Origin of the sequence: Acidovorax sp. LjRoot66 (genome assembly GCF_964253305.1) — a bacterium.
In the GTDB taxonomy this organism is placed as follows: domain Bacteria; phylum Pseudomonadota; class Gammaproteobacteria; order Burkholderiales; family Burkholderiaceae_C; genus Acidovorax.
This window is the reverse complement of sequence record NZ_CAXUQU020000001.1, coordinates 1-18,777: the sequence shown is the minus strand read 5'-3', so window position 1 is coordinate 18,777 and position 18,777 is coordinate 1. Positions and strand designations below refer to the sequence as shown.

Annotated in this window: 17 protein-coding genes and 1 pseudogene; 8 read left to right on the top strand and 10 right to left on the bottom strand. The window is 67.7% G+C overall.

The features are described 5' to 3' along the window. The first annotated feature begins 115 nt into the window (after positions 1 to 115). From ACSQ3Y_RS00090 to ACSQ3Y_RS00070, 5 genes are all read left to right on the top strand, one after another. Complete coding sequence (locus ACSQ3Y_RS00090) at positions 116 to 1,153, top strand: TRAP transporter substrate-binding protein (protein WP_057200733.1); 1,038 nt, start codon at positions 116 to 118, stop codon at positions 1,151 to 1,153. Continuing rightward, positions 1,153 to 3,024, top strand: a complete 1,872-nt coding sequence (locus tag ACSQ3Y_RS00085) for a TRAP transporter large permease (RefSeq protein WP_057200734.1) — start codon at positions 1,153 to 1,155, stop codon at positions 3,022 to 3,024. Before ACSQ3Y_RS00090 ends, ACSQ3Y_RS00085 begins: the two co-directional genes overlap by 1 nt. A gap of 75 nt (positions 3,025 to 3,099) precedes the next feature. Further along, positions 3,100 to 3,651: a VOC family protein gene (locus ACSQ3Y_RS00080; RefSeq protein WP_057200735.1), complete on the top strand. Its 552-nt coding sequence runs from the start codon at positions 3,100 to 3,102 to the stop codon at positions 3,649 to 3,651. A 4-nt stretch (positions 3,652 to 3,655) separates the two neighbouring features. Then, a complete protein-coding gene (locus ACSQ3Y_RS00075) occupies positions 3,656 to 4,942 on the top strand; it encodes a ribulose-bisphosphate carboxylase large subunit family protein (protein WP_436176036.1) in 1,287 nt (428 codons plus the stop codon). A 16-nt stretch (positions 4,943 to 4,958) separates the two neighbouring features. After that, positions 4,959 to 6,263: a four-carbon acid sugar kinase family protein gene (locus ACSQ3Y_RS00070; RefSeq protein ID WP_057267225.1), complete on the top strand. Its 1,305-nt coding sequence runs from the start codon at positions 4,959 to 4,961 to the stop codon at positions 6,261 to 6,263. A 92-nt stretch (positions 6,264 to 6,355) separates the two neighbouring features. Here ACSQ3Y_RS00070 and ACSQ3Y_RS00065 read toward each other — a convergent pair whose 3' ends face one another. The 4 genes from ACSQ3Y_RS00065 to tkt form a co-directional block, all read right to left on the bottom strand. Continuing rightward, positions 6,356 to 7,054: a hypothetical protein gene (locus tag ACSQ3Y_RS00065; RefSeq protein WP_436176035.1), complete on the bottom strand. Its 699-nt coding sequence runs from the start codon at positions 7,052 to 7,054 to the stop codon at positions 6,356 to 6,358. A 227-nt stretch (positions 7,055 to 7,281) separates the two neighbouring features. Beyond that, complete coding sequence (gap, locus tag ACSQ3Y_RS00060) at positions 7,282 to 8,280, bottom strand: type I glyceraldehyde-3-phosphate dehydrogenase (protein ID WP_057200738.1); 999 nt, start codon at positions 8,278 to 8,280, stop codon at positions 7,282 to 7,284. A 27-nt stretch (positions 8,281 to 8,307) separates the two neighbouring features. Continuing rightward, a complete protein-coding gene (locus ACSQ3Y_RS00055) occupies positions 8,308 to 9,012 on the bottom strand; it encodes a hypothetical protein (RefSeq protein WP_057200739.1) in 705 nt (234 codons plus the stop codon). Between the two features lie 157 nt (positions 9,013 to 9,169). Beyond that, positions 9,170 to 11,227: a transketolase gene (gene tkt, locus ACSQ3Y_RS00050; protein ID WP_436176034.1), complete on the bottom strand. Its 2,058-nt coding sequence runs from the start codon at positions 11,225 to 11,227 to the stop codon at positions 9,170 to 9,172. A 136-nt stretch (positions 11,228 to 11,363) separates the two neighbouring features. Between tkt and ACSQ3Y_RS00045 the strand changes: the two genes are divergently transcribed. Next, complete coding sequence (locus ACSQ3Y_RS00045; protein WP_057267229.1) at positions 11,364 to 11,765, top strand: S-adenosylmethionine decarboxylase family protein; 402 nt, start codon at positions 11,364 to 11,366, stop codon at positions 11,763 to 11,765. After that, a complete protein-coding gene (locus tag ACSQ3Y_RS00040; protein ID WP_057267230.1) occupies positions 11,762 to 12,520 on the top strand; it encodes a nucleotidyltransferase family protein in 759 nt (252 codons plus the stop codon). The genes ACSQ3Y_RS00045 and ACSQ3Y_RS00040 overlap by 4 nt, the downstream gene beginning before the upstream one ends. Positions 12,521 to 12,529: 9 nt before the next feature. On the opposite strand, the gene ACSQ3Y_RS00035 is transcribed toward ACSQ3Y_RS00040, so the two are convergent. The 5 genes from ACSQ3Y_RS00035 to ACSQ3Y_RS00015 form a co-directional block, all read right to left on the bottom strand. Beyond that, the gene (locus ACSQ3Y_RS00035) at positions 12,530 to 13,288 is read right to left on the bottom strand and encodes a hypothetical protein (protein WP_436176033.1); all 759 of its coding nucleotides are present in this window, start codon (positions 13,286 to 13,288) and stop codon (positions 12,530 to 12,532) included. A gap of 111 nt (positions 13,289 to 13,399) precedes the next feature. Beyond that, positions 13,400 to 15,112: a flotillin family protein gene (locus ACSQ3Y_RS00030; RefSeq protein WP_436176032.1), complete on the bottom strand. Its 1,713-nt coding sequence runs from the start codon at positions 15,110 to 15,112 to the stop codon at positions 13,400 to 13,402. Between the two features lie 50 nt (positions 15,113 to 15,162). Further along, positions 15,163 to 15,795, bottom strand: a complete 633-nt coding sequence (locus ACSQ3Y_RS00025) for a YqiJ family protein (RefSeq protein ID WP_057267231.1) — start codon at positions 15,793 to 15,795, stop codon at positions 15,163 to 15,165. Next, the gene (locus ACSQ3Y_RS00020; protein WP_436176031.1) at positions 15,792 to 16,466 is read right to left on the bottom strand and encodes a PspA/IM30 family protein; all 675 of its coding nucleotides are present in this window, start codon (positions 16,464 to 16,466) and stop codon (positions 15,792 to 15,794) included. The genes ACSQ3Y_RS00025 and ACSQ3Y_RS00020 overlap by 4 nt, the downstream gene beginning before the upstream one ends. A gap of 1 nt (position 16,467) precedes the next feature. Further along, positions 16,468 to 16,977, bottom strand: a complete 510-nt coding sequence (locus tag ACSQ3Y_RS00015) for a hypothetical protein (RefSeq protein WP_057200840.1) — start codon at positions 16,975 to 16,977, stop codon at positions 16,468 to 16,470. Positions 16,978 to 17,125: 148 nt separating this feature from the next. On the opposite strand from ACSQ3Y_RS00015, the gene ACSQ3Y_RS00010 reads away from it, so the two are divergent. Then, positions 17,126 to 18,523, top strand: a complete 1,398-nt coding sequence (locus ACSQ3Y_RS00010; RefSeq protein ID WP_436176030.1) for an aminopeptidase P N-terminal domain-containing protein — start codon at positions 17,126 to 17,128, stop codon at positions 18,521 to 18,523. A gap of 103 nt (positions 18,524 to 18,626) precedes the next feature. On the opposite strand, the pseudogene ACSQ3Y_RS00005 reads toward ACSQ3Y_RS00010, so the two are convergent. Next, positions 18,627 to 18,777: pseudogene (locus ACSQ3Y_RS00005) on the bottom strand (DUF4148 domain-containing protein); the annotation flags it as partial.

Here is an 18,777-nt window from a genome sequence, read left to right as displayed (position 1 = left end):
AGTCATCAGATTTTCGATTTGCGCAGGCCCCCGACCACCGATAAGGTCTGCCCTTGAACGAGCCGCCCCGCGCGTGCCGATTCCAACGATTCCATAAAGACAGGAGACAAAGACCATGGCCCATTCGAATCACTCATCTTCGCGCCGCAGCCTGCTGCGCGGTCTGTGCGCGTTGCCCGCCGCATCCGTCGCGGGCGCCTGGCCGGGGCTGGCGAGCGCTGCTGCGCCGGAGTACAGCTTCAAGTTCGGCAACAACCTGCCTGTGTCGCACCCGCTCAACGTGCGCGCCAACGAGGCGGCGGCGCGCATCCTGTCCGAGAGCAAAGGGCGGCTCGAACTCAAGGTGTTCCCCAACAACCAACTCGGCGGCGACACCGACATGCTCTCGCAGGTGCGCAGCGGTGGCCTCGAGATCTTCAACGCCGGCACCATGGTGATCGCCACGCTGGCGCCCATCAGCGCCATCACGGCCCTGGGCTTCGCCTTCGCCGACTACGAGCAGGTGTGGAAGACGGTGGATGGCAAGCTGGGCGACAGCATCCGTGCGGCCTTTGCCAAGGTGGGCCTGTACACCTTCCCGCGCATGTGGGACAACGGCTTTCGCCAGGTGACCACCAGCACCAAGGCCGTCAGCAGTGCGGCCGACCTGGGCGGCATGAAGATCCGCGTGCCCGTGAGCCCCATGGGCATCTCGATGTTCAAGGCGCTGTCGGCATCACCGGCCAGCCTGCAATTCAGCGAGGTGTATTCGGCCCTGCAGACCAAGGTCGTGGATGCGCAGGAGAACCCGCTGGCCATCGTGCAGACCGCCAAGCTCTACGAGGTGCAGAAGTTCTGCTCGGTCACCAACCACAGCTGGGACGGCTACCACATGGTCGTCAACGGACGCGCCTGGCGCGGCCTGCCGGACGACCTCAAGCTGATTTTGGGCCGGGCCTTCGATGAAGCCGGGCTGCAGCAGCGCGCCGACCTCGCCAAACTCAACGAGACGCTGCGCAGCGACCTCACCACCAAGGGCATGGCCTTCAACGATGCCAACCCGCAAAGCTTCCGTGAGCAACTGCGCAAGGCTGGTTACTACACCGAGTGGAAGGGCAAGTTCGGCGACGAGGCCTGGGCGCTGCTGGAAGCCTCCGTCGGCAAGGTGTCCTGATGCTCGCAGCTGCCGTGTCCGCCCCCGTTCCCACGGGCTGGCGTGCCGCGCTCGGTCCCGTGGATCGGGGCATCGGCGCGGTGGTGGAGTCCGCCGCCGCGCTGCTGGTGCTGGTGGAGATCTGCCTGCTGTTCTGCGGTGTCGTGTCGCGCTACGTGTTCCACGCACCCCTGGTCTGGTCCGACGAGCTGGCCTCGATCCTGTTCCTGTGGCTGTCCATGCTGGGCGCGGTGGTGGCACTGCGCCGCGGCGAGCACATGCGCATGACGGCCTTCGTGGGCAAGGTGCCGCCGGCGGCGCGCGCCTACCTGGAGGCGCTGGCCATGGCCGCGTCGTTCGCGTTCCTGCTGCTCATCCTGCACCACGCGTACGAGTACGCGGCCGAAGAGGCCGTGATCGTCACGCCGGCGCTGGAGATCAGCAACGCCTGGCGCGCCTCGGCGCTGCCGGCGGGCATGGCGCTGATGTTGCTGGTGTGCACGCTGCGCATGCTGCGCGAGGGCGGTCTGGCCGTGATGCTGGCGGCTTGCGCCACGGTGGGCGCGCTGGTGCTGGCCTTCTGGCTGGCGCAGCCGGTGTTCCCGCCGCTGGGCAAGCTCAATTTGGTGATCTTCTTCGTCGTGGTGGTGGCCACCTGCGTGTTCGCGGGCGTGCCCATCGCTTTCTCGTTCGCACTGGCCACCTTCGGCTATATGGCGCTCACCACGCGCGCACCCATGCCGGTGCTGGTGGGCCGGCTCGATGAAGGCATGTCGCACCTGATGCTGCTGGCCGTGCCGCTGTTCATCTTCCTCGGCGCGCTGATCGAGATGACCGGCATGGCACGCGCCATGATCCAGTTCCTGGCCAGCCTGCTGGGCCACGTGCGCGGTGGGCTGTCGTATGTGCTGATCGGTGCCATGTACCTGGTTTCGGGCATTTCGGGCTCCAAGATCGCCGACATGGCGGCCATCGCGCCGGTGCTGTTCCCCGAGATGCAAAAGCGCGGCGCCAAGCCCGGCGACCTGGTGGCGCTGCTGTCGGCCACGGGCGCGCAGACCGAAACCATACCGCCCTCCATCGTGCTGATCACCATCGGCTCGGTCACGGGCGTGTCCATCGCGGCGCTGTTCACGGGCGGCATGCTGCCGGCCGTGGTGGTGGGGGCCTGCCTGTGCGCTGTGGTCTGGTGGCGCTACCGCCGTGAAGACCTGTCGCAGGTGCAGCGCTTCGGCCGTGCGCAGATCGTGCGCTTCCTGGTCACGGCCTTGCCAGCCATCGCGCTGCCGTTCGTGATCCGCGCGGCCGTGGTCGAGGGCGTTGCCACGGCGACCGAGGTCTCCACCATCGGCATCGTCTACGCTGTGCTGGTGGGCCTGTTCATCCACCGCCAGTTCGACTGGCGCCGGCTGCGGCCCATGCTCATCGAGACCGCTTCGCTCACCGGCGCCATCATCTTCATCGTGGGCTGCGCCACGGCCATGGCCTGGGGGCTCACGCAGTCGGGCTTCTCGCACGACCTGGCCGAGGTGATGAAGCAGCTGCCTGGAGGTGCCTGGGGCTTCATGGCGGTTTCCATCATTGCCTTCGTGGTGCTGGGCAGCGTGCTCGAAGGCATCCCGGCCATCGTGCTGTTCGGGCCGCTGCTATTTCCCATTGCCAAGGCCGTTGGCATCCACGAGGTGCACTACGCCATGGTGGTGATCTTCGCCATGGGCATCGGCCTTTTCGCGCCGCCGTTCGGTGTGGGCTATTACGGCGCCTGCGCGATCAGCAAGGTGCACCCCAACGAGGGCCTGTCCCATATCGGCGGCTACGTCATGGCGCTGTTCGTGGGCCTGGTCATCGTGGCTGCGATCCCATGGTTTTCCACCGGTTTTCTGACCAAGTAACGCATTCCATCCAGTCCCCCTGGTCTGGCCGCTGCGTGCGCCGGGCCCTCCTTCCCTTTCTGAAAGACGCAAACCATGAGCCGATTCTTTGGTGAGATCCGCCAGGTGGCCTACCTCGTGCCCGACATCGAGGCCGCCATGGACTACTGGGCCAACGTACTGGGCGTCGGGCCTTGGTACTACAACCCGCGCGTGCCGATCCAAAACTACACCTACCGCGGCGAGCGCCATGAACCGCACAACTCCGTGGCCCTGGCCAACGCGGGTGGCGTGCAGATCGAGCTCTTGCAGACGCGCAACGACGTGCCCTCCATGTACCGCGACTTCCAGCAGGCCGGCCATGTGGGCGGCCAGCACGTCGCGTACTGGACGGAGGATTTCGACGCCGACCTGGCGCGGGCCGAGGCCGCGGGCTTCAAGGTCTGCATGAGCGGCGAGGTGGGCGAGAACGGCCGCTTCGTCTACTTCGAGGACGGCAAGCACCCGGGGCTTCACCCCGGTGCGCTGATCGAGCTGTCCGAAGTGGCGGGGCCCAAGGGCCGGCTGTTCACGCTGATCCGCGAGGCGGCCAAGGGCTGGGACGGCAGCGACCCGGTGCGGCCTTTCCCCGACCTCAACACCCTCTGATCCCATGGACGCCCAGCATTTCGAAGCCACCTACCTGATCGAGACGCCGCTGGACCCGGCCCACGTGGCGGAGGTACTGGCGGGGGAGCAGTCGTGCGGCACCTTCACGCGTGTGGAGGGCGAGACCGATGCGCTGCGTGAGCGCGCGCGCGCCATGGTGGAGTCCATCGAGGAGCTCGAATCCGTGGCTGCCCCCAGCCTGCCCAACGGCTGGCTGGAGCGCCGTGCCTCAGCCGGCAAGCCCCTGGCTGGGCCGTTCCGGCGTGCGCGCATTCGGGTCCGCTTTCCGGTGGCCAATGTGGGCGCCAACCTGCCCACGCTGGCGGCCACGGTGTCGGGCAACCTGTTCGACCTGGGCGAGGTCACGGGTCTGCGACTCGAATCACTGCACCTGCCTGCGGAATACCGCACACGCTTCGACATGCCGCGCCAGGGTATCGCGGGCACCCGTGCGCTCACGGGGGTGCAGGGGCGCCCGCTCATCGGCACCATCGTCAAGCCCAACGTGGGCTTGTCGGCCGAGGAGACCGGGGCGCTGGCCGCCCGGCTGTGCGCGGCGGGCGTGGACTTCATCAAGGACGACGAGGTGTGCGCCGACCCCGTGCATGCCCCGCTGCAGGAGCGCGTTAGGGCCGTGATGCGCGCTGTGCGAGCGCACCAGGACCGCACGGGCAAGCACGTCATGGTGGCCTTCAACGTCACCGACGAGACGGACGCCATGCGCCGCCACGCCGACCTGGTGCAGGCCGAGGGCGGCAGCTGCGTGATGGCCAGCCTCAACTGGTGCGGCTACTCGGCTGTGCAGACCCTGCGCCGGCATACGCCGCTGGCGCTGCATGGCCACCGCAACGGCTATGGCGCGCTGTCGCGGCACCCGCTGCTGGGCTTCTCGTTCCAGGCCTGGCAGACCCTGTGGCGCCTGGCGGGAGTGGACCACATGCATGTGCACGGCCTGCAAGGCAAGTTCTCGCAGACCGACGACGAGGTGGTCGAGTCGGCCCACGACACGCTGGCCCCCCTTGCGCTGGGCCTGGACGATGCCGTGATGCCCGCCGTCTCCAACGGCCAGTGGGCCGGCACCGTGCCGCTGACCTGGGAGCGCCTGCGCAGCACCGACCTGCTTTTCATGTCGGGCGGTGGCATCCTGGCCCACCCCGATGGCCCCGCAGCCGGGGTGGCAAGCATCCAGCAGGCCTGGGAGGCGGTGGCGGCGGGAACGCCCCTCGACCACTTCGCCCGGCACGCTCCCGAGCTGCAGCGCGCGCTCGGTTTCTTCGGCGCCAAGGCCTGAGTGTGGAGACCAGCGCATGATGGCTGCATCCACCGCCCGGCTGGGTTGGTACGGCGACGACTTCACCGGGGCCACCGACACCCTGGCCACGGCCGCCCAGGCGGGGCTGCGTGCCCTGCTGTTCATGGGCGTGCCCACGTCTGTGCAACTGCAGCGCGCAGGCCCGCTCGATGCCATCGGCATCGCCGGCGCGGCCCGCGCCATGGACCCCGAGGCCATGCGCGCCGAACTGGAGCCCGTGGGCCGCTTCTTCGCGCAGATGCGCGTGCCGGTGCTGCACTACAAGGTCTGCTCCACCTTCGATAGCGCGCCGCAGGTGGGCAGCATCGGCGTGGCGGTACACACGCTGCGCCAGCATGTGGAGAACCGCTTCGTCCCCATCGTCGGCGGCCAGCCCAGCCTGGGGCGCTACTGCGTGTTCGGTAACCTGTTCGCCCGCGCAGGGAGCGACCCTGCGGTGCATCGCATTGATCGGCACCCCACCATGAGCCGCCACCCGGTCACGCCCATGCAGGAGAGCGACCTGCGCCTGCACCTGGCGCAGCAGGCCCTGCAACCGGTGCCTGGAATCGATTACCCGCTGTACGCCCAGCCGCTGGCCCACCAGGAGGCGGCGCTCGATGCCATGCTGGCGGGGCACCCCGCTGCCGTGCTGATGGATGCCAGCCGCCCCGAGGACCTGCAGGCCGTGGGCCAACTGGTGTGGCGCCGGGCGCAGCAGGCGCGCCTGCTGGCGGTGGGCCCGAGCAGCGTGGTGCAGGCCCTGGCGACACAGTGGCCGCGCGCAGCGGCTGCGATGGACGCACGGCCATTGGCGGCGGCCCAGGGTCCTGTCTTCGTGCTGGCGGGCAGCCTGTCGCCGGTGACCGCCCAGCAGGTGCGCATGGCCGTTTCGTACGAGACGGTACCCGTCGATGTGGCAAGCCTGGTCGAGGGCGGCGATGCCGCTGCACAGGCCATGGCCGACCGCTTGGCTGCCTTGCTGCGGGATGGCCGCAGCGTGCTGGCGGTGACTGCGGGCAGCGCATCCGGCGGTGCCACGGCACACGCCGTGGCGCAGGCCGGCGGGCGAGTGCTGGCACGTGTGCTGGCACAGGTGGAGCTGCGCCGCATCGGCATCGCCGGGGGCGACACCTCCAGTCTCGCGGTGCAGTCGCTCGCGGCCTGGGGTTTGTCGTACCGGGCCTCGCTGTCGCCCGGCGTGGCGCTGTGCCAGCTGCACAGCGACCACCTGGCGCTCGACGGCCTGGAGATCATGCTCAAGGGGGGGCAGATGGGGCCTGAGGATCTCTTCGAGCGGCTGCTGCAAGGTGGGGCCTGAGGGCGCTGCCGGGCGCGGCAAGAAAGGGCCGGCCGCCTCTGGAGGGCGTGACCGGCCTGCTTGTTCAGGGGGCTGCTACGCGGCCGGCGGGGTCACGGGCACTGCGCTGCCTGTGCGAATGTTGAGAGAAACCCCAGGCGCTGAACCGCTGGCGTCGCCTGCGGTTGGTAGATGTACACGCTGGGCTGGTCAAGGGACGGCACTGCGGCATCGGCTCCCAGGCAGATCGCGCCGTTGGCGTAGCAGCGCAGGTAGAAGGGCGGCGCAGTGATGGTGCTCGTCGGGCTGGTCAAAATGGAGCGGAAGGAGTTTTCTGCCCAGTCCAGCACGCAGTCGGTGGGCTGGGCCAGGCCTGTACCCGTCACCGTGCGGGTCACGGCCGTTGCGCCGCGCACTGGGAAGACCAGGCGCGCCAGGCGGGAGCCCGGCTGCTTGGGGGAAAAGATCACCAGGGTGGAGCAGCCCTGGCCCGGCTGCAGCACGACGTTGCTGCAGCCATCGGAGCCGCCCGGGATCATGAAGTCGGCTGGGGCAATGGTGGGGCATCCCAGGGCTGCGCAGGTGGCCAGGGCGCTGTCCACACCGGCGGTACCCAGTTGCACCGCTGCGCTGGAGCGGTTGAACACCGAGAAATACTGCGTCGCGAAGGTGGAGTTGAGAGCGGCCTTGCCGAAGGTGTGGTCCTGCGGCGGGTCGGAGATCAGCACGTCCTGCGCTTGCGCCGACACGGCTGCCAGCGATAGAAGGGCCAGTGCGGCCAGCGACTTGCGGAGGAACAGGGGTGGGATCATGGCAATTCCTTGGGAAGAAGTCGGGGAAGATGCCAAGCGTGCCTCTGCCGTCCCGCGGCGTCAAGTCGGTTGCCACGCGCTGGCGTGCCGTAGATCACGCCAGCCTGCGTATTGGAGGTGTGCGCGCACTGCGGGCAGGAGACTTTGGTGCGCAATGGCTGGTCACCGCACGAGAAAAAGCCGGCAACCCCTGCGGGCTGCCGGCCTTGATCAGAAGCGGAAGCGGGTTACTTGGCCACCACGCGCACCATTTCCAGGCACTTGTTCGAGTAGCCCCATTCGTTGTCGTACCAGCTGACGATCTTCACGAAGGTGCCATCGAGCGCGATGCCGGCGTCGGCATCGAAGATCGAGGTGCGGGTGTCGCCGCGGAAGTCGGTAGCCACCACCTTGTCTTCGGTGTAGCCCAGCACGCCCTTGAGCGCGCCTTCGGACTGGGCCTTCATCTCGGCCTTGATCTCTTCGTAGGTGGCGGGGTTCTCCAACTCCACCGTCAGGTCGACCACGGAGACGTCGCTGGTGGGCACGCGGAAGGACATGCCGGTCAGCTTCTTGTTCAGCGCAGGGATCACCACGCCCACGGCCTTGGCAGCGCCGGTGCTCGAAGGGATGATGTTCTCCAGGATGCCGCGGCCGCCGCGCCAGTCCTTGTTGGAGGGGCCGTCCACCGTCTTTTGCGTGGCGGTGGCAGCATGCACCGTGGTCATCAGGCCGCGCTTGATGCCCCACTTGTCGTTGAGCACCTTGGCCACGGGGGCCAGGCAGTTGGTGGTACACGAGGCGTTGGAGACGATTGCCTCGCCCTTGTAGCTCGTGTGGTTCACGCCGTACACGAACATGGGGGTGTCGTCCTTCGAAGGCGCCGACAGGATGACCTTCTTCGCGCCGGCGTCCAGGTGCTTCTGGGCCGTGACCTTGTCCAGGAACAGGCCCGTGGATTCGATCACCACGTCCGCGCCGACCTCGTTCCACTTCAGGTTGGCGGGATCGCGCTCTTGCGTCAGGCGGATCTTCTTGCCGTTGACGATCAGCGTATTGCCTTCCACCGAGACTTCGCCCTTGAAGCGGCCGTGCACCGAGTCGTACTGCAGCATGTACGCCAGGTACTCGGGCTCCAGCAGGTCATTGATCGCAACGACTTCGATGTCGCTGAAATTCTGGATGGCGGAGCGCAGCACGTTGCGGCCGATGCGGCCAAAGCCGTTGATGCCAATCTTGATCGTCATTTCCAAGGTTCTCCAAACGTTAAGGAATCATGGTTGACACTGCGCCGCCTGCGCGAATGTCGAGAGGTATCCCAGGCGCTGCACCGAGGGGGTGGGCTGCGTCTGGTAGAAGTAGACACTGGGCTGGTCGAAGGTGGGTACGGCCGTGTCGGCACCCAGGCACATGGTGCCGTTGGCATAGCAGCGCAACTGGAAAGGCGATACGGTGGCCGTGCCGGTGGGCGTGGTCAGCAGCTGCGGGAAGCTTTTCTCGGCCCAGTCAAGCACGCAGTCCAGCGGCGTCGAGATGCCCGTGCCGTGCAGCGGGTACGTCGCCAGCGCCCCGCCAGCGCGCGACTGGACGATGAACTGGGAAATGCGCGCCCCGGGGGCGGTGGGGGTGAAGGCCACCAGAGTCGAGCAGCCCTGGTTGGGCTGCAGCACGGCGTTGGAGCAGCCGTCCGAGCCGGCCGGGATCAGGAAGTCCCCCTGCGCAACGACCGGGCAGCCAATGCCAGCGCAGGTCGCCAGGGCCGCACCGCTGGAAATCAACGTGCCCAGCTGCAGCGGCGCACTGCTGCGGTTGAACACCGAGAAGTACTGCGTGGAAAACGTGGCATTGAGCGGGACCTTGCCGAAATTGTGGCCCGCTGGCGGATCGGTGATCTCCACCTGGGCCTGTGCCGACAGGCAGGCCAGCGACAGCACGGCCAATGCGGCCAGCGACTTGCGGGGGAACAGGGTCGGGATCATGGCAGCTCCTTCAAAAAAGGGGGACGTCAATGAAAACGACTAGCGTGCCGGCCACATGGAAAGGCGTCAAGCAGGCAAAGAGGCTCCAACGTGCGGTAAGTCACGCGAAACCTCTGCTTGTTTGCACAATGTTACGTTTCCGCCTCGCCGCGCCCTTTCAGCGGCCGCCCTTGAGCACGGCCTGCACGGTGGCAGCCACGTTCTCTTCGGTGAAACCGAAGTGCTTGAACAGCACCGGTGCCGGAGCCGATTCGCCGTAGGTATCGAGGCCCACCACGGCGGCGCAGCCATACTTCCACCAGCCATCGGTCACGCCCATTTCCACCGCCACGCGGGGGATGCCTGCTGGCAGCACAGACTTCTTGTACTTGGCGTCTTCGCGATCGAAGGTCGTGTTGCTCGGCATGGAGACCACGCGCACGGCGATCTTGCGGTCGGCCAGCAGGCGCTGGGCCTTGAGAGCCAACTGCACTTCGGAGCCGGTGGCGATGATCACCGCCACGGCCTTCTTCTTGAGGCCCACGTCGGCCGGCTCGCTGAGCACATAGGCGCCGCGGCTGATGTCGCCCAGGTCGCGCTTGGGTGCGTAGGGCAGGTTCTGGCGCGAGAGCAGCAGGGCGGTCGGCTTGTCCTTGTTCGTCAGCGCCACGCTCCAGGCCACGGCGGTCTCGGCCGTGTCACCAGGGCGCCACACGTCCAGGTTGGGGATCAGGCGCAGGCTGGCGGCATGCTCCACCGATTGGTGGGTGGGGCCGTCTTCGCCCAGGCCGATGGAGTCGTGCGTGAACACGTGGATCACGCGCTGCTTCATCAGCGCGGCCATGCGGATGGCGTTGCGGCTGTAGTCGCTGAAGGTCAGGAAGGTGCCGCCGTACGGAATGAAGCCACCATGCAGCGCAATGCCGTTCATGATCGCGGCCATGCCGAATTCGCGCACGCCGTAGTTGATGTGGCGCCCGCCGATCTTCTGGCCTTCGGCCACTTCGGTCTTGACCACGTTGCCCTGCATGTCGAAACGCAGGTTGGGCGTGCTCTTGGTGTTGGTGAGGTTGGAGCCGGTCAGGTCGGCGCTGCCGCCGAGCAGCTCGGGCAGGGCGGCGGTGAAGGCTTCCAGTGCCAATTGGCTGGCCTTGCGGCTGGCCACGGTCTCGCCCTTGGTATGGGCGGCGATCACGGTGTCCACGGCCACCTGGGCGAAGTTGGCGGGCAACTGGCCCTGCATGCGGCGTGTGAGCTCGGCAGCCAGCTCGGGGAAGGCGGCGGTGTAGGCGGCAAAGCGCTCGTTCCAGGTCGCTTCAGCGGCCTGGCCGGTGTCCTTGGCGTTCCAGGCGGCGTACACGTCGTCAGGGATGCTGAAGGGTTCGTGGCTCCAGCCCAGGGCTTCGCGGGTCAGCGCGATTTCCTCGGCGCCCAGGGGCTCGCCGTGGGCCTTGGCGGTGTTGGCGCGGTTCGGGCTGCCCTTGCCGATGTGCGTCTTGCAGACGATCAGGGTGGGGCGCTCGCCCTGCTTCTTGGCTTCGGCGATGGCGGCCGTGACCTTTTCGGCGTCGTGGCCGTCGATGGGGCCGATCACGTTCCAGCCGCTTGCCACGAAGCGCAGGGGCGTGTTGTCGGCGAACCAGGGGGCGACCTGGCCGTCGATGCTGATGCCGTTGTCGTCGTACAGCGCGATCAGCTTGTTGAGCTTCCAGGCGCCGGCCAGCGACACGGCCTCATGGCTGATGCCTTCCATCAGGCAGCCATCACCCAGGAAGACGTAGGTGTTGTGGTCCACGACGGCATGGCCTTCGCGGTTGAACTCGGAGGCCAGCAGTTTCTCGGCCAGGGCAAAGCCCACGGCGTTGGTGATGCCCTGGCCCAGCGGGCCGGTGGTGGTTTCCACGCCGGGCGTGATGCCTACTTCGGGATGGCCGGCGGTCTTGCTGTGCAGTTGGCGGAAGTTCTTGAGCTCGCCGATGGGCAGGTCGTAGCCCGTGAGGTGCAGCAGCGCGTACAGCAGCATGGAGCCGTGGCCATTGCTCAGCACGAAGCGGTCGCGGTCGAACCACTGGGGGTTGGTCGGGTTGTGCTTGAGGTGGCGACCCCACAGGGCCACGGCCATGTCGGCCATGCCCATCGGGGCGCCGGGGTGGCCTGAGTTGGCTTGTTGAACGGCGTCCATGGCCAGCGCGCGGATCGCGTTTGCCATTGGTTGGTTTTGCAGGGTGTTGACCATGGAAGGGCGGCTCCGGGTGGGGGAGGTTCAGGGGAAACCCGGCATTTTACCGGTGCGCGCCCCTGGCCCTGCCGGCAGGCCTCGGGGAACCCCGCCAACCGGCCACGGCAAGCGCCAATGCACTACAGTGCAAGCCATGCAAGGACTGCACCTCACCGCCGATCTCCATGGCTGCCTCTGCGCCCCCGAATGGCTGCTGGACGCCGCCGCCCTGGGCCGTGCCTGCACGGACGCCGTGCGCGCTGCGGGCCTGCAGCCCGTGGGCCAGTTGTTCCATGGGTTTCCCGCCACGGAGCAGGGGCCGGGCGGGGTCACCGCCACGGTGCTGCTGGCCGAATCGCACCTGTGCGTGCACACCTGGCCCGAGCAGCGCGCCGTGACGCTGGACGTCTACGTCTGCAATTTTGGCGCCGACCATTCGGGCAAGGCGCGCGCGCTCATGGATGCGCTGCTGGCACTGTTCGAGCCCGCCAGCGTGCAGCGCCACGCGCTGCAGCGCGGTGCCGTGGGTGTCGCCGCGATGGAGGCCTCCGCATGAGCGCCGCAGCCCAGGTCCCGGCCCTGCTGCTGGCCGCCGGCCGCGGCGAGCGCATGCGCCCGCTGACTGACACCACCCCCAAGCCCCTGCTGCCAGTGCAGGGCCAGCCGCTGCTGGTATGGCACCTGCAGGCCCTGGCAGAGGCCGGCGTGGGCGAGGTGGTGATCAACACCGCCTGGCTGGGCGAGCAGATCGAAGCCCACTGTGGCACCGCCTTCGGCACGCACCACTCACGCCGGGGCAACCACCGGATCGAGATCGCCTACTCCCGCGAGGGCCGCGACTTCGGCGGCGCGCTGGAGACGGCGGGTGGCATTGCGCGCGCGCTGCCGCTGGTGGAGTCGGACGTGTTCTGGCTCGCGGCCGGGGACGTGTACGTGCCGGACTTCGTGTTCGATGCGAAGGCAGTGCAAGCCTTCAAGGCCAGCAGGCAGCTGGCCCACCTGTGGCTGGTGCCCAACCCGGAGCACCATCCACGCGGCGATTTCGGCATGTCGCCCGAGGGGCTGGCGCTGAACCTGCCGGCCGATGACCCAGCGCCGCGCTACACCTACAGCACCATCGCGCTGCTGCATGCAGAGCTATTTTTCACGCCTTGGTGCGACATTCCGGTCGGAAACCCCGGGGGTGAGAAGGCGGCTCTGGCGCCGCTGCTGCGCCGGGCCATGGACGCGGGCCGCGTGGGCGCCTCGCTCTACAACGGCCGCTGGACCGACGTGGGTACCCCCGAGCGTCTGGCAGAACTCAACCGCTGAACCAGAGGCTCACTGCCCCGGGCTGGGGGTTCCCGCATGGGCGGGTTGCACGGTGATGGCCGGGCCGTTCTCGCAGGCACGCAGCAGCCATTCGCTGGGCCGAAAGCGCGCCTCGGGCCCATCGGGCGCAGGCTTGCCGACTTCCGCCTGCACGTCGTAGGGGATAGGCGGTACCTGGAACACGGCCACCTGCCCCTTGCGGCAGGCCAGCGCGGGCACGAGCTTGTGCACCACCCAGCCCTGGGTGTTGCTGTCGAAGCGGTAGACGGGGCCCAACGTCTGGTCCTGCGCCAGTTCCAGGCGCATGGGGGTGGTCTGCAGCGCGCTGGCCCAGGCACCGGCAATCTCCACGGGCTGCGCAAAGCGCACCGATTCCAATCCATGCAATGCAACCGGCTTGCCCGGCGCGCCCTTGTCGAACGGATCGTTGCGGTTGACGAGGCTACCCGCCGGGATCAGCAGCTCGCCGTATTGAAAGTCCTGCGGCAGAACGAACCGCTCCCGGCTGGCACGGACGACAGCTCCGTCGAGCCGCGCCTGCCGGGCACTGTTCGCCAGGTACCACTGCAGCACGATCAGTGCATTGCACAGGAAAGCCACGGCGCAAAGCACCTGGAGTGCACGCCGGGTGAGCAGCCACTTGTGCGGGACGTTTATCCAGCGTGCGTAGACGCCGTAGGCCAGCAGGGCTGCGGTCAAGACCAGGCCCAGCAACGGCAGCAGCATGGTCAGGATGAAATTCAGCAGAGACGCAAGCAGGTTGAGCATGGTGCTTGAGTCTGCCACGCCCATGGGCTGGGCCGCCTGGCTGCAGGGCTTTGCGTGGCGCACAAGCCACGCGGGGCTGTGCGCCGAGCCCGGCCAAGCCGGGCTACCGGATCACTCGGCGGCGTGGCTGGCAGGCGCCGGCGCGGTCTGCGGCGGGTTGCCCAGCATGCCGGCCAGGCTGTGCGCCAGGCCGGTGATGCCTTCGTTGGACAGGCCCGCGTCCTTCATCACCGCGTCCACGATGGGCTTGGCGATCTGGTACTGCAGGGCCGAGTTCATGACCTGCTCGGGAAAGGTGCCCTGTGCCCCACTGCCGCCTTGCCCCGTACCCTGGCCTCCCGAGCCGCCGGGCAGGCCGCCCACCTGCACGATGCGGATCGAGTCGATCTTCTCCATCGGGCGCACGGCCTGCTGGATGATCAGCGGCAACTGCTGCAGCAGCAGGCTGCGCACCTGCAGGTCCACCTGCGCGGCCGACAGGGTGTTGAGCGCCTCGTTCAGCGCGCGCTTGCCTTCGGCTTCGGCCAGGGCTGCCGCCTGGCGCGCGCGGGCCTCGATGGTGATGGCCTCGGCACGGTCCAGGGCGGCCTCCTTCTCGGCCGATGCCGAGACCTTGACCGAGATGGCGCTCTGCTCGGCGTCCTTGGATGCCTCGATCAGCTGGATGTTCTTGTCGCGTTCGGCCACGGCCACCTGGCGCGCGGTGTTCACGGCTTCCTCGGCCTTCACGGCCTCGGCGCGCGCCAGGTTGGCGGCGGCGTCGGCATCGGACTGTTCGCGCGACTTGTTGGCAATCGCGATCTGCGTGTCCTGGCGCGCGATCTCCACCTGCTTGCGTTGTTCGGCGCGCTTGGTCTCGGTGTGGCGCTCCAGTTCGATCTCGCGCGTCTGGATCACCAGGTTCTTCTCGATCTCGGCGGCCTTGATCTCGCGCTCGGCCTCGATGCGCTTTTGGCTCACCTGGCGCTCGGCCTCGATCTTGGCGGCCTCGGCTTCACGGCTGCGCTCGGCTTGCTGCGTGGCGATCAGCGCGGCCTGCTCGGCGCGGGTGTTCTCGATTTCGCGCTTTTGCGACAGCGAGGCGAACTCCTGGTCCTTCTCGATGGTGAGCTTCTGGCGCGTGGCCTCCAGGTCCTTGGTGCGCACCTGCACCTCGGTGTCCTGCTCCACGTCGTTGCGTTGCTTGCGGCGGGCTTCGGTCTGCTCGGTCAGGCGCGTCAGGCCCTCGGCGTCAAAGGCGTTGTTGGGGTTGAAGAACTGCTTGTCGGTCTGGTCCAGGCTGGTCAGCGACACGGATTCGAGCTCCAGCCCGTTCTTCTCCAGGTCTTCGGCCACGGCGTTCTGCACGGCCTGCACGAAGTCGCGGCGCTTGTCCTGCAGCTCCTGGATGGTCATCGTGGCAGCCGTGGCGCGCAGCGAGTCCACGAACTTGTCTTCCACCAGCGCCTTGAGTTCCTCGGGGCTCATGGTGCGCGCGCCCAGGGTCTGGGCGGCGATGCTCACGGCTTCCTCGGTCTGCTTGACGCGCACGAAGAAGGCCGCCGTCACGTCCACGCGCATGCGGTCCTTGGTGATCAGGCTTTCCTTGGCGCGGCGCACCACTTCGAGCTTCAGGGTGTTCATGTTCACCAGCACGCGCTCGTGGAACACCGGCAGCAGGATGGCGCCGCCGTCCATGATGACCTTCTGGCCACCCAGGCCGGTGCGCACGAAGGCGGTTTCCTTGGTGGAGCGCTTGTACAGGCGCGCAAAGACGATGCCGATGGTCAGCAGCGCCAGCAGGGCAATGGCGGCGATTACGCCCAGTTCGAACAGGTTGGTCATTTCTCGGTGGCTCCCTCGGTTGGTGTTGGTATGTTGCTGGGAATGTGCGGCTACATCAAGCCCGGGTGCGGGTTGGCGATGCAGCGGTAGAAGGCCCCGGCCTTGCGCACGATGAGGATCTGCGCGCCTTCGTCGAAGACCTCGTCGTCCAGGTCGGGCTCCACCATCAGGTAGTGGGTGCGGCCATGGGCATCGCGCACGCGCGCCTGGGCCGCCAGGCCTCGGCGTGCCGCCCCGGCGGAGACAACGCCGTGCCGCCCGATCAGCGACATCTCGCTCACGGCCGAGGTCTCGTCGCGCGGGATGATGTGCGCGATCAGCGCGCCCAGGCTGCGCACCGTGGCCATGCCGGGCGCCACGGCCACCAGGCCCGCCAGCCACACGGGCAGGTAGCCGCCCAGCAGGCCATGGGCCACCTTCTGCAGGCTGTAGCCGAAGATGGCATAGCCCATGAGGAACAGCACCAGCAGCACCAGCGAGGGCACCTTGCCGATGTACAGCCAGCCCAGCACCCGGTCCAGTCCGGTGTCACCGTCGATGTCGGGCAGCAGGTCGTCGAGCCAGTTGCTCGGGCTCAGCGAGACCAGCATGCCCAGGCCTTCGATCAGCGCGATGCCGACGATGAGCGCAAAGGCCACGCCGAAGGGCCAGGTCTCCGGAGCGGTGAACAGGCCGACGATCACGGCTGGCCCGTCTTCAAACGTGCCATGCGCTCGGCGATCTTGTGGTCGCGCACCAGGTCATCGAGCTCCTTGAGCTTGGCGGCCTGGTCCAGCGTGTGGCTGCGGTCGGTGCCCGACAGGCCGGTCTGGCGCGCATACAGGCGGTCGAAGGCGCCGGTGACGGCGTCCATGCGGCTGGCAGGGCTGGCGCTGCCCGGTGCTGCTGCAGCGGGGGCTGGCGCCGCACTGGCACGGCTTTGGCGAAAGCCTTCGAGGGCATCGGCCATCTCGCGCTGCTTGGCCAGCAGGGCGGCCACATAGCCCGTGAGTTCGCTCTCCTGCCGGGCGAAGTCGGCCAGGGTGGTCTCCAGCACCGGGATCTGCGCCTCGATGTCGAGCTGGCGCGCCACCGCAGCGCGCGCCAGGTCTTCGCGGCCGGCCGCCAGTGCCTGGTCGATCTGCTCCGCGAGTTTGCCGTGCTGTCCGTTGAGGTGGGCATGCTGCTGCTGGGCCAGGTGGCGGTTGGCACTGGTGCGGCCGAGCTCATGGCGCACTTCGCCGATCACGGTGTCGGCCTCGCGCAGCGATTGCTCCATCACCGCCAACGGGGCATGGTTCTCCAGGTGGTCCACCAGCGCATGCACGCTGCCGACGATGATGCGGCCGACACGTGTCTTGAGCGAATCTGCCATCTCAGGCTCCTTTCGAAAGAGGGGATTGAATGGTCTGGGCCAGCTCCAGGGTCGCGGCGGCATGGCGCTGTACGACGCCTGGATCGTACGCGCTGGCCTGCGCGGTGGTTGCCTGGCGCAGCAGCATCTCACTGAGCGCAAAGCCCCGGCGCACCAGCAGGTCTTCGAGCCGCGCGGCCTCCTGCTCCGAGGCCGGGGCATTGCTCACGACGATGGCCAGGCAGGTCGTGACATGGTCCAGCATGGCGTTGAGCACGTCCGAATGCCGGCCCGTCTGGCCCTCGGTGCGCACCAGGGAGTCGCGCAACCGGCCCGTGGTGTCGCGCGCCCAGGCATGGGCGGCCACGTAGTCCAGCGCACCGTCGTGGTGGCGCTTGAGCTGGCCCAGCAGCACCCGCAGCTTGTCGCTGTTGGTGGTCGCACCCTCCACCTGCAGCTGCGCCAGCCAGAGGTAGAGGTCGCTCGGTATCCGCGCGGAGAGGGGCTCCATCGTGGTGGAGGTGGTGACCATGGCGTCCATCCCGAAGTGGTTTGAATGCGATGGTATTCATATGAATACGTTTGTCAACAGCCAGATGCGCTGTTGGGTTTTTGGAACTGTTTGCAAGGTGGATGGCCTGTGGCCAGGAGGGACAGCCGATTCGCGATAAAAATGGCGGATGAACTCACCGTCCTCGCATTCCCTCTATGCCCAGCGCCGCGCGCGCCTTGCTGCCCAGTTGGGTGCGGGAGGCATTGCCATCGTCCCCACGGCCCCCGAGTACCCGCGCAACCGTGACACCGACTTCCTGTACCGCCACGACAGCTATTTCTACTACCTGACCGGTTTTGCCGAAGCCGGTGCCTGCCTGGTGATCACGGCCGAGGGCAAGAGCACGCTGTTCTGCCGCCCCAAGGACCTGGAGCGCGAGATCTGGGACGGCTACCGCCTGGGCCCGGAGGCGGCGCCTGGTGTGCTCGGGATGGACGCGGCCCATTCCAGCGCTGTGCTCGATGCACAACTGCCCCGCCTGCTCGAGAACCGCCAGAGCGTGTGGTACCCGCACGCCATCCACAACGGCCTGGCCGCGCGCGTGGAAGGCTGGCTCAATGCCGTGCGGGCGCGGGTGCGCTACGGCGCGCAGTGCCCTGCCGTGCAGCAGGACCTGTGCGGGCCGCTCGACGAGATGCGCCTCATCAAGGACGCGCACGAGCAGGACATCATGCGCCGCGCCAGCCAGATCAGCGCCCAGGGCCACATCCGCGCCATGCAGCGCTCGGCCCGCATGCTGCGTGCCGGCGAGGACGTGCGCGAATACCACCTCGACGCCGAGCTGCTGCATGCCTTCCGCGATGGCGGTTCGCAGTACCCGGCCTACGGCTCCATCGTGGCGGCCGGTGCCAACGCCTGCGTGCTGCACTACCGCGCCGATGCCGCTCCCGTGCGCGACGGCGAGCTGGTGCTGATCGATGCCGGCTGCGAGCTTGACGGCTATGCCAGCGACATCACGCGCACCTTTCCGGCCAATGGCCGCTTCACCGGGCCGCAGCGCGCGCTGTACGACCTGGTGTTGGCCAGCCAGGTCGCGGCCGTGGACGCCACCCGTGCCGGCGCCCGCTTCAACGACCCGCACGACGCCACGATCACTGTACTGGCGCAGGGCTTGCTGGACCTGGGCCTGCTCGACGCCAACAAGGTGGGCACGGTGCAGGACGTGATCGACAAGCGCGCCTACTTCCCGTTCTACATGCACCGCACCAGCCATTGGCTGGGCATGGACGTGCACGATTGCGGCAGCTACGTGGAACCCGGTGAGACCGATAGGACCACCGAGCGCAAGGACCCGCTCTCGGGCGAAACCATCCTCAATCGCCCGAGCCGCGTGCTGCAGCCCGGCATGGTGCTGACCATCGAGCCGGGCCTGTACGTGCGCGCGGCGGAGGGCGTGCCCGAGCAGTTCCACGGCATCGGCATCCGCATCGAGGACGATGCCATCGTCACTGCCACCGGTTGTGAGCTGATCACGCGCGGCGTGCCGGTGGATGCGGACGAGATCGAGGCGCTGATGCGCGCTTGATGCTATTTGTACTAGTACAAAACAATACAAACGGGCTCCCAAGGGAGCCCGTTTGTATTGGATGCACATGCCTTTGCGAGAAGGCTTGTGCCTGACCGTGAATTTACATCGAGCCGATTTCGCCCGAAGAAATCTGGCCGGTGCGCACGGCATCAGCGGCGGCGGCACGCACGGCAGCACGGTCAGCTGTCGACTTGTAGGTCACCACACGCGAACCAGCGGGTTCGGTGCTGCGGGTCTGTGCCACGGTGGCG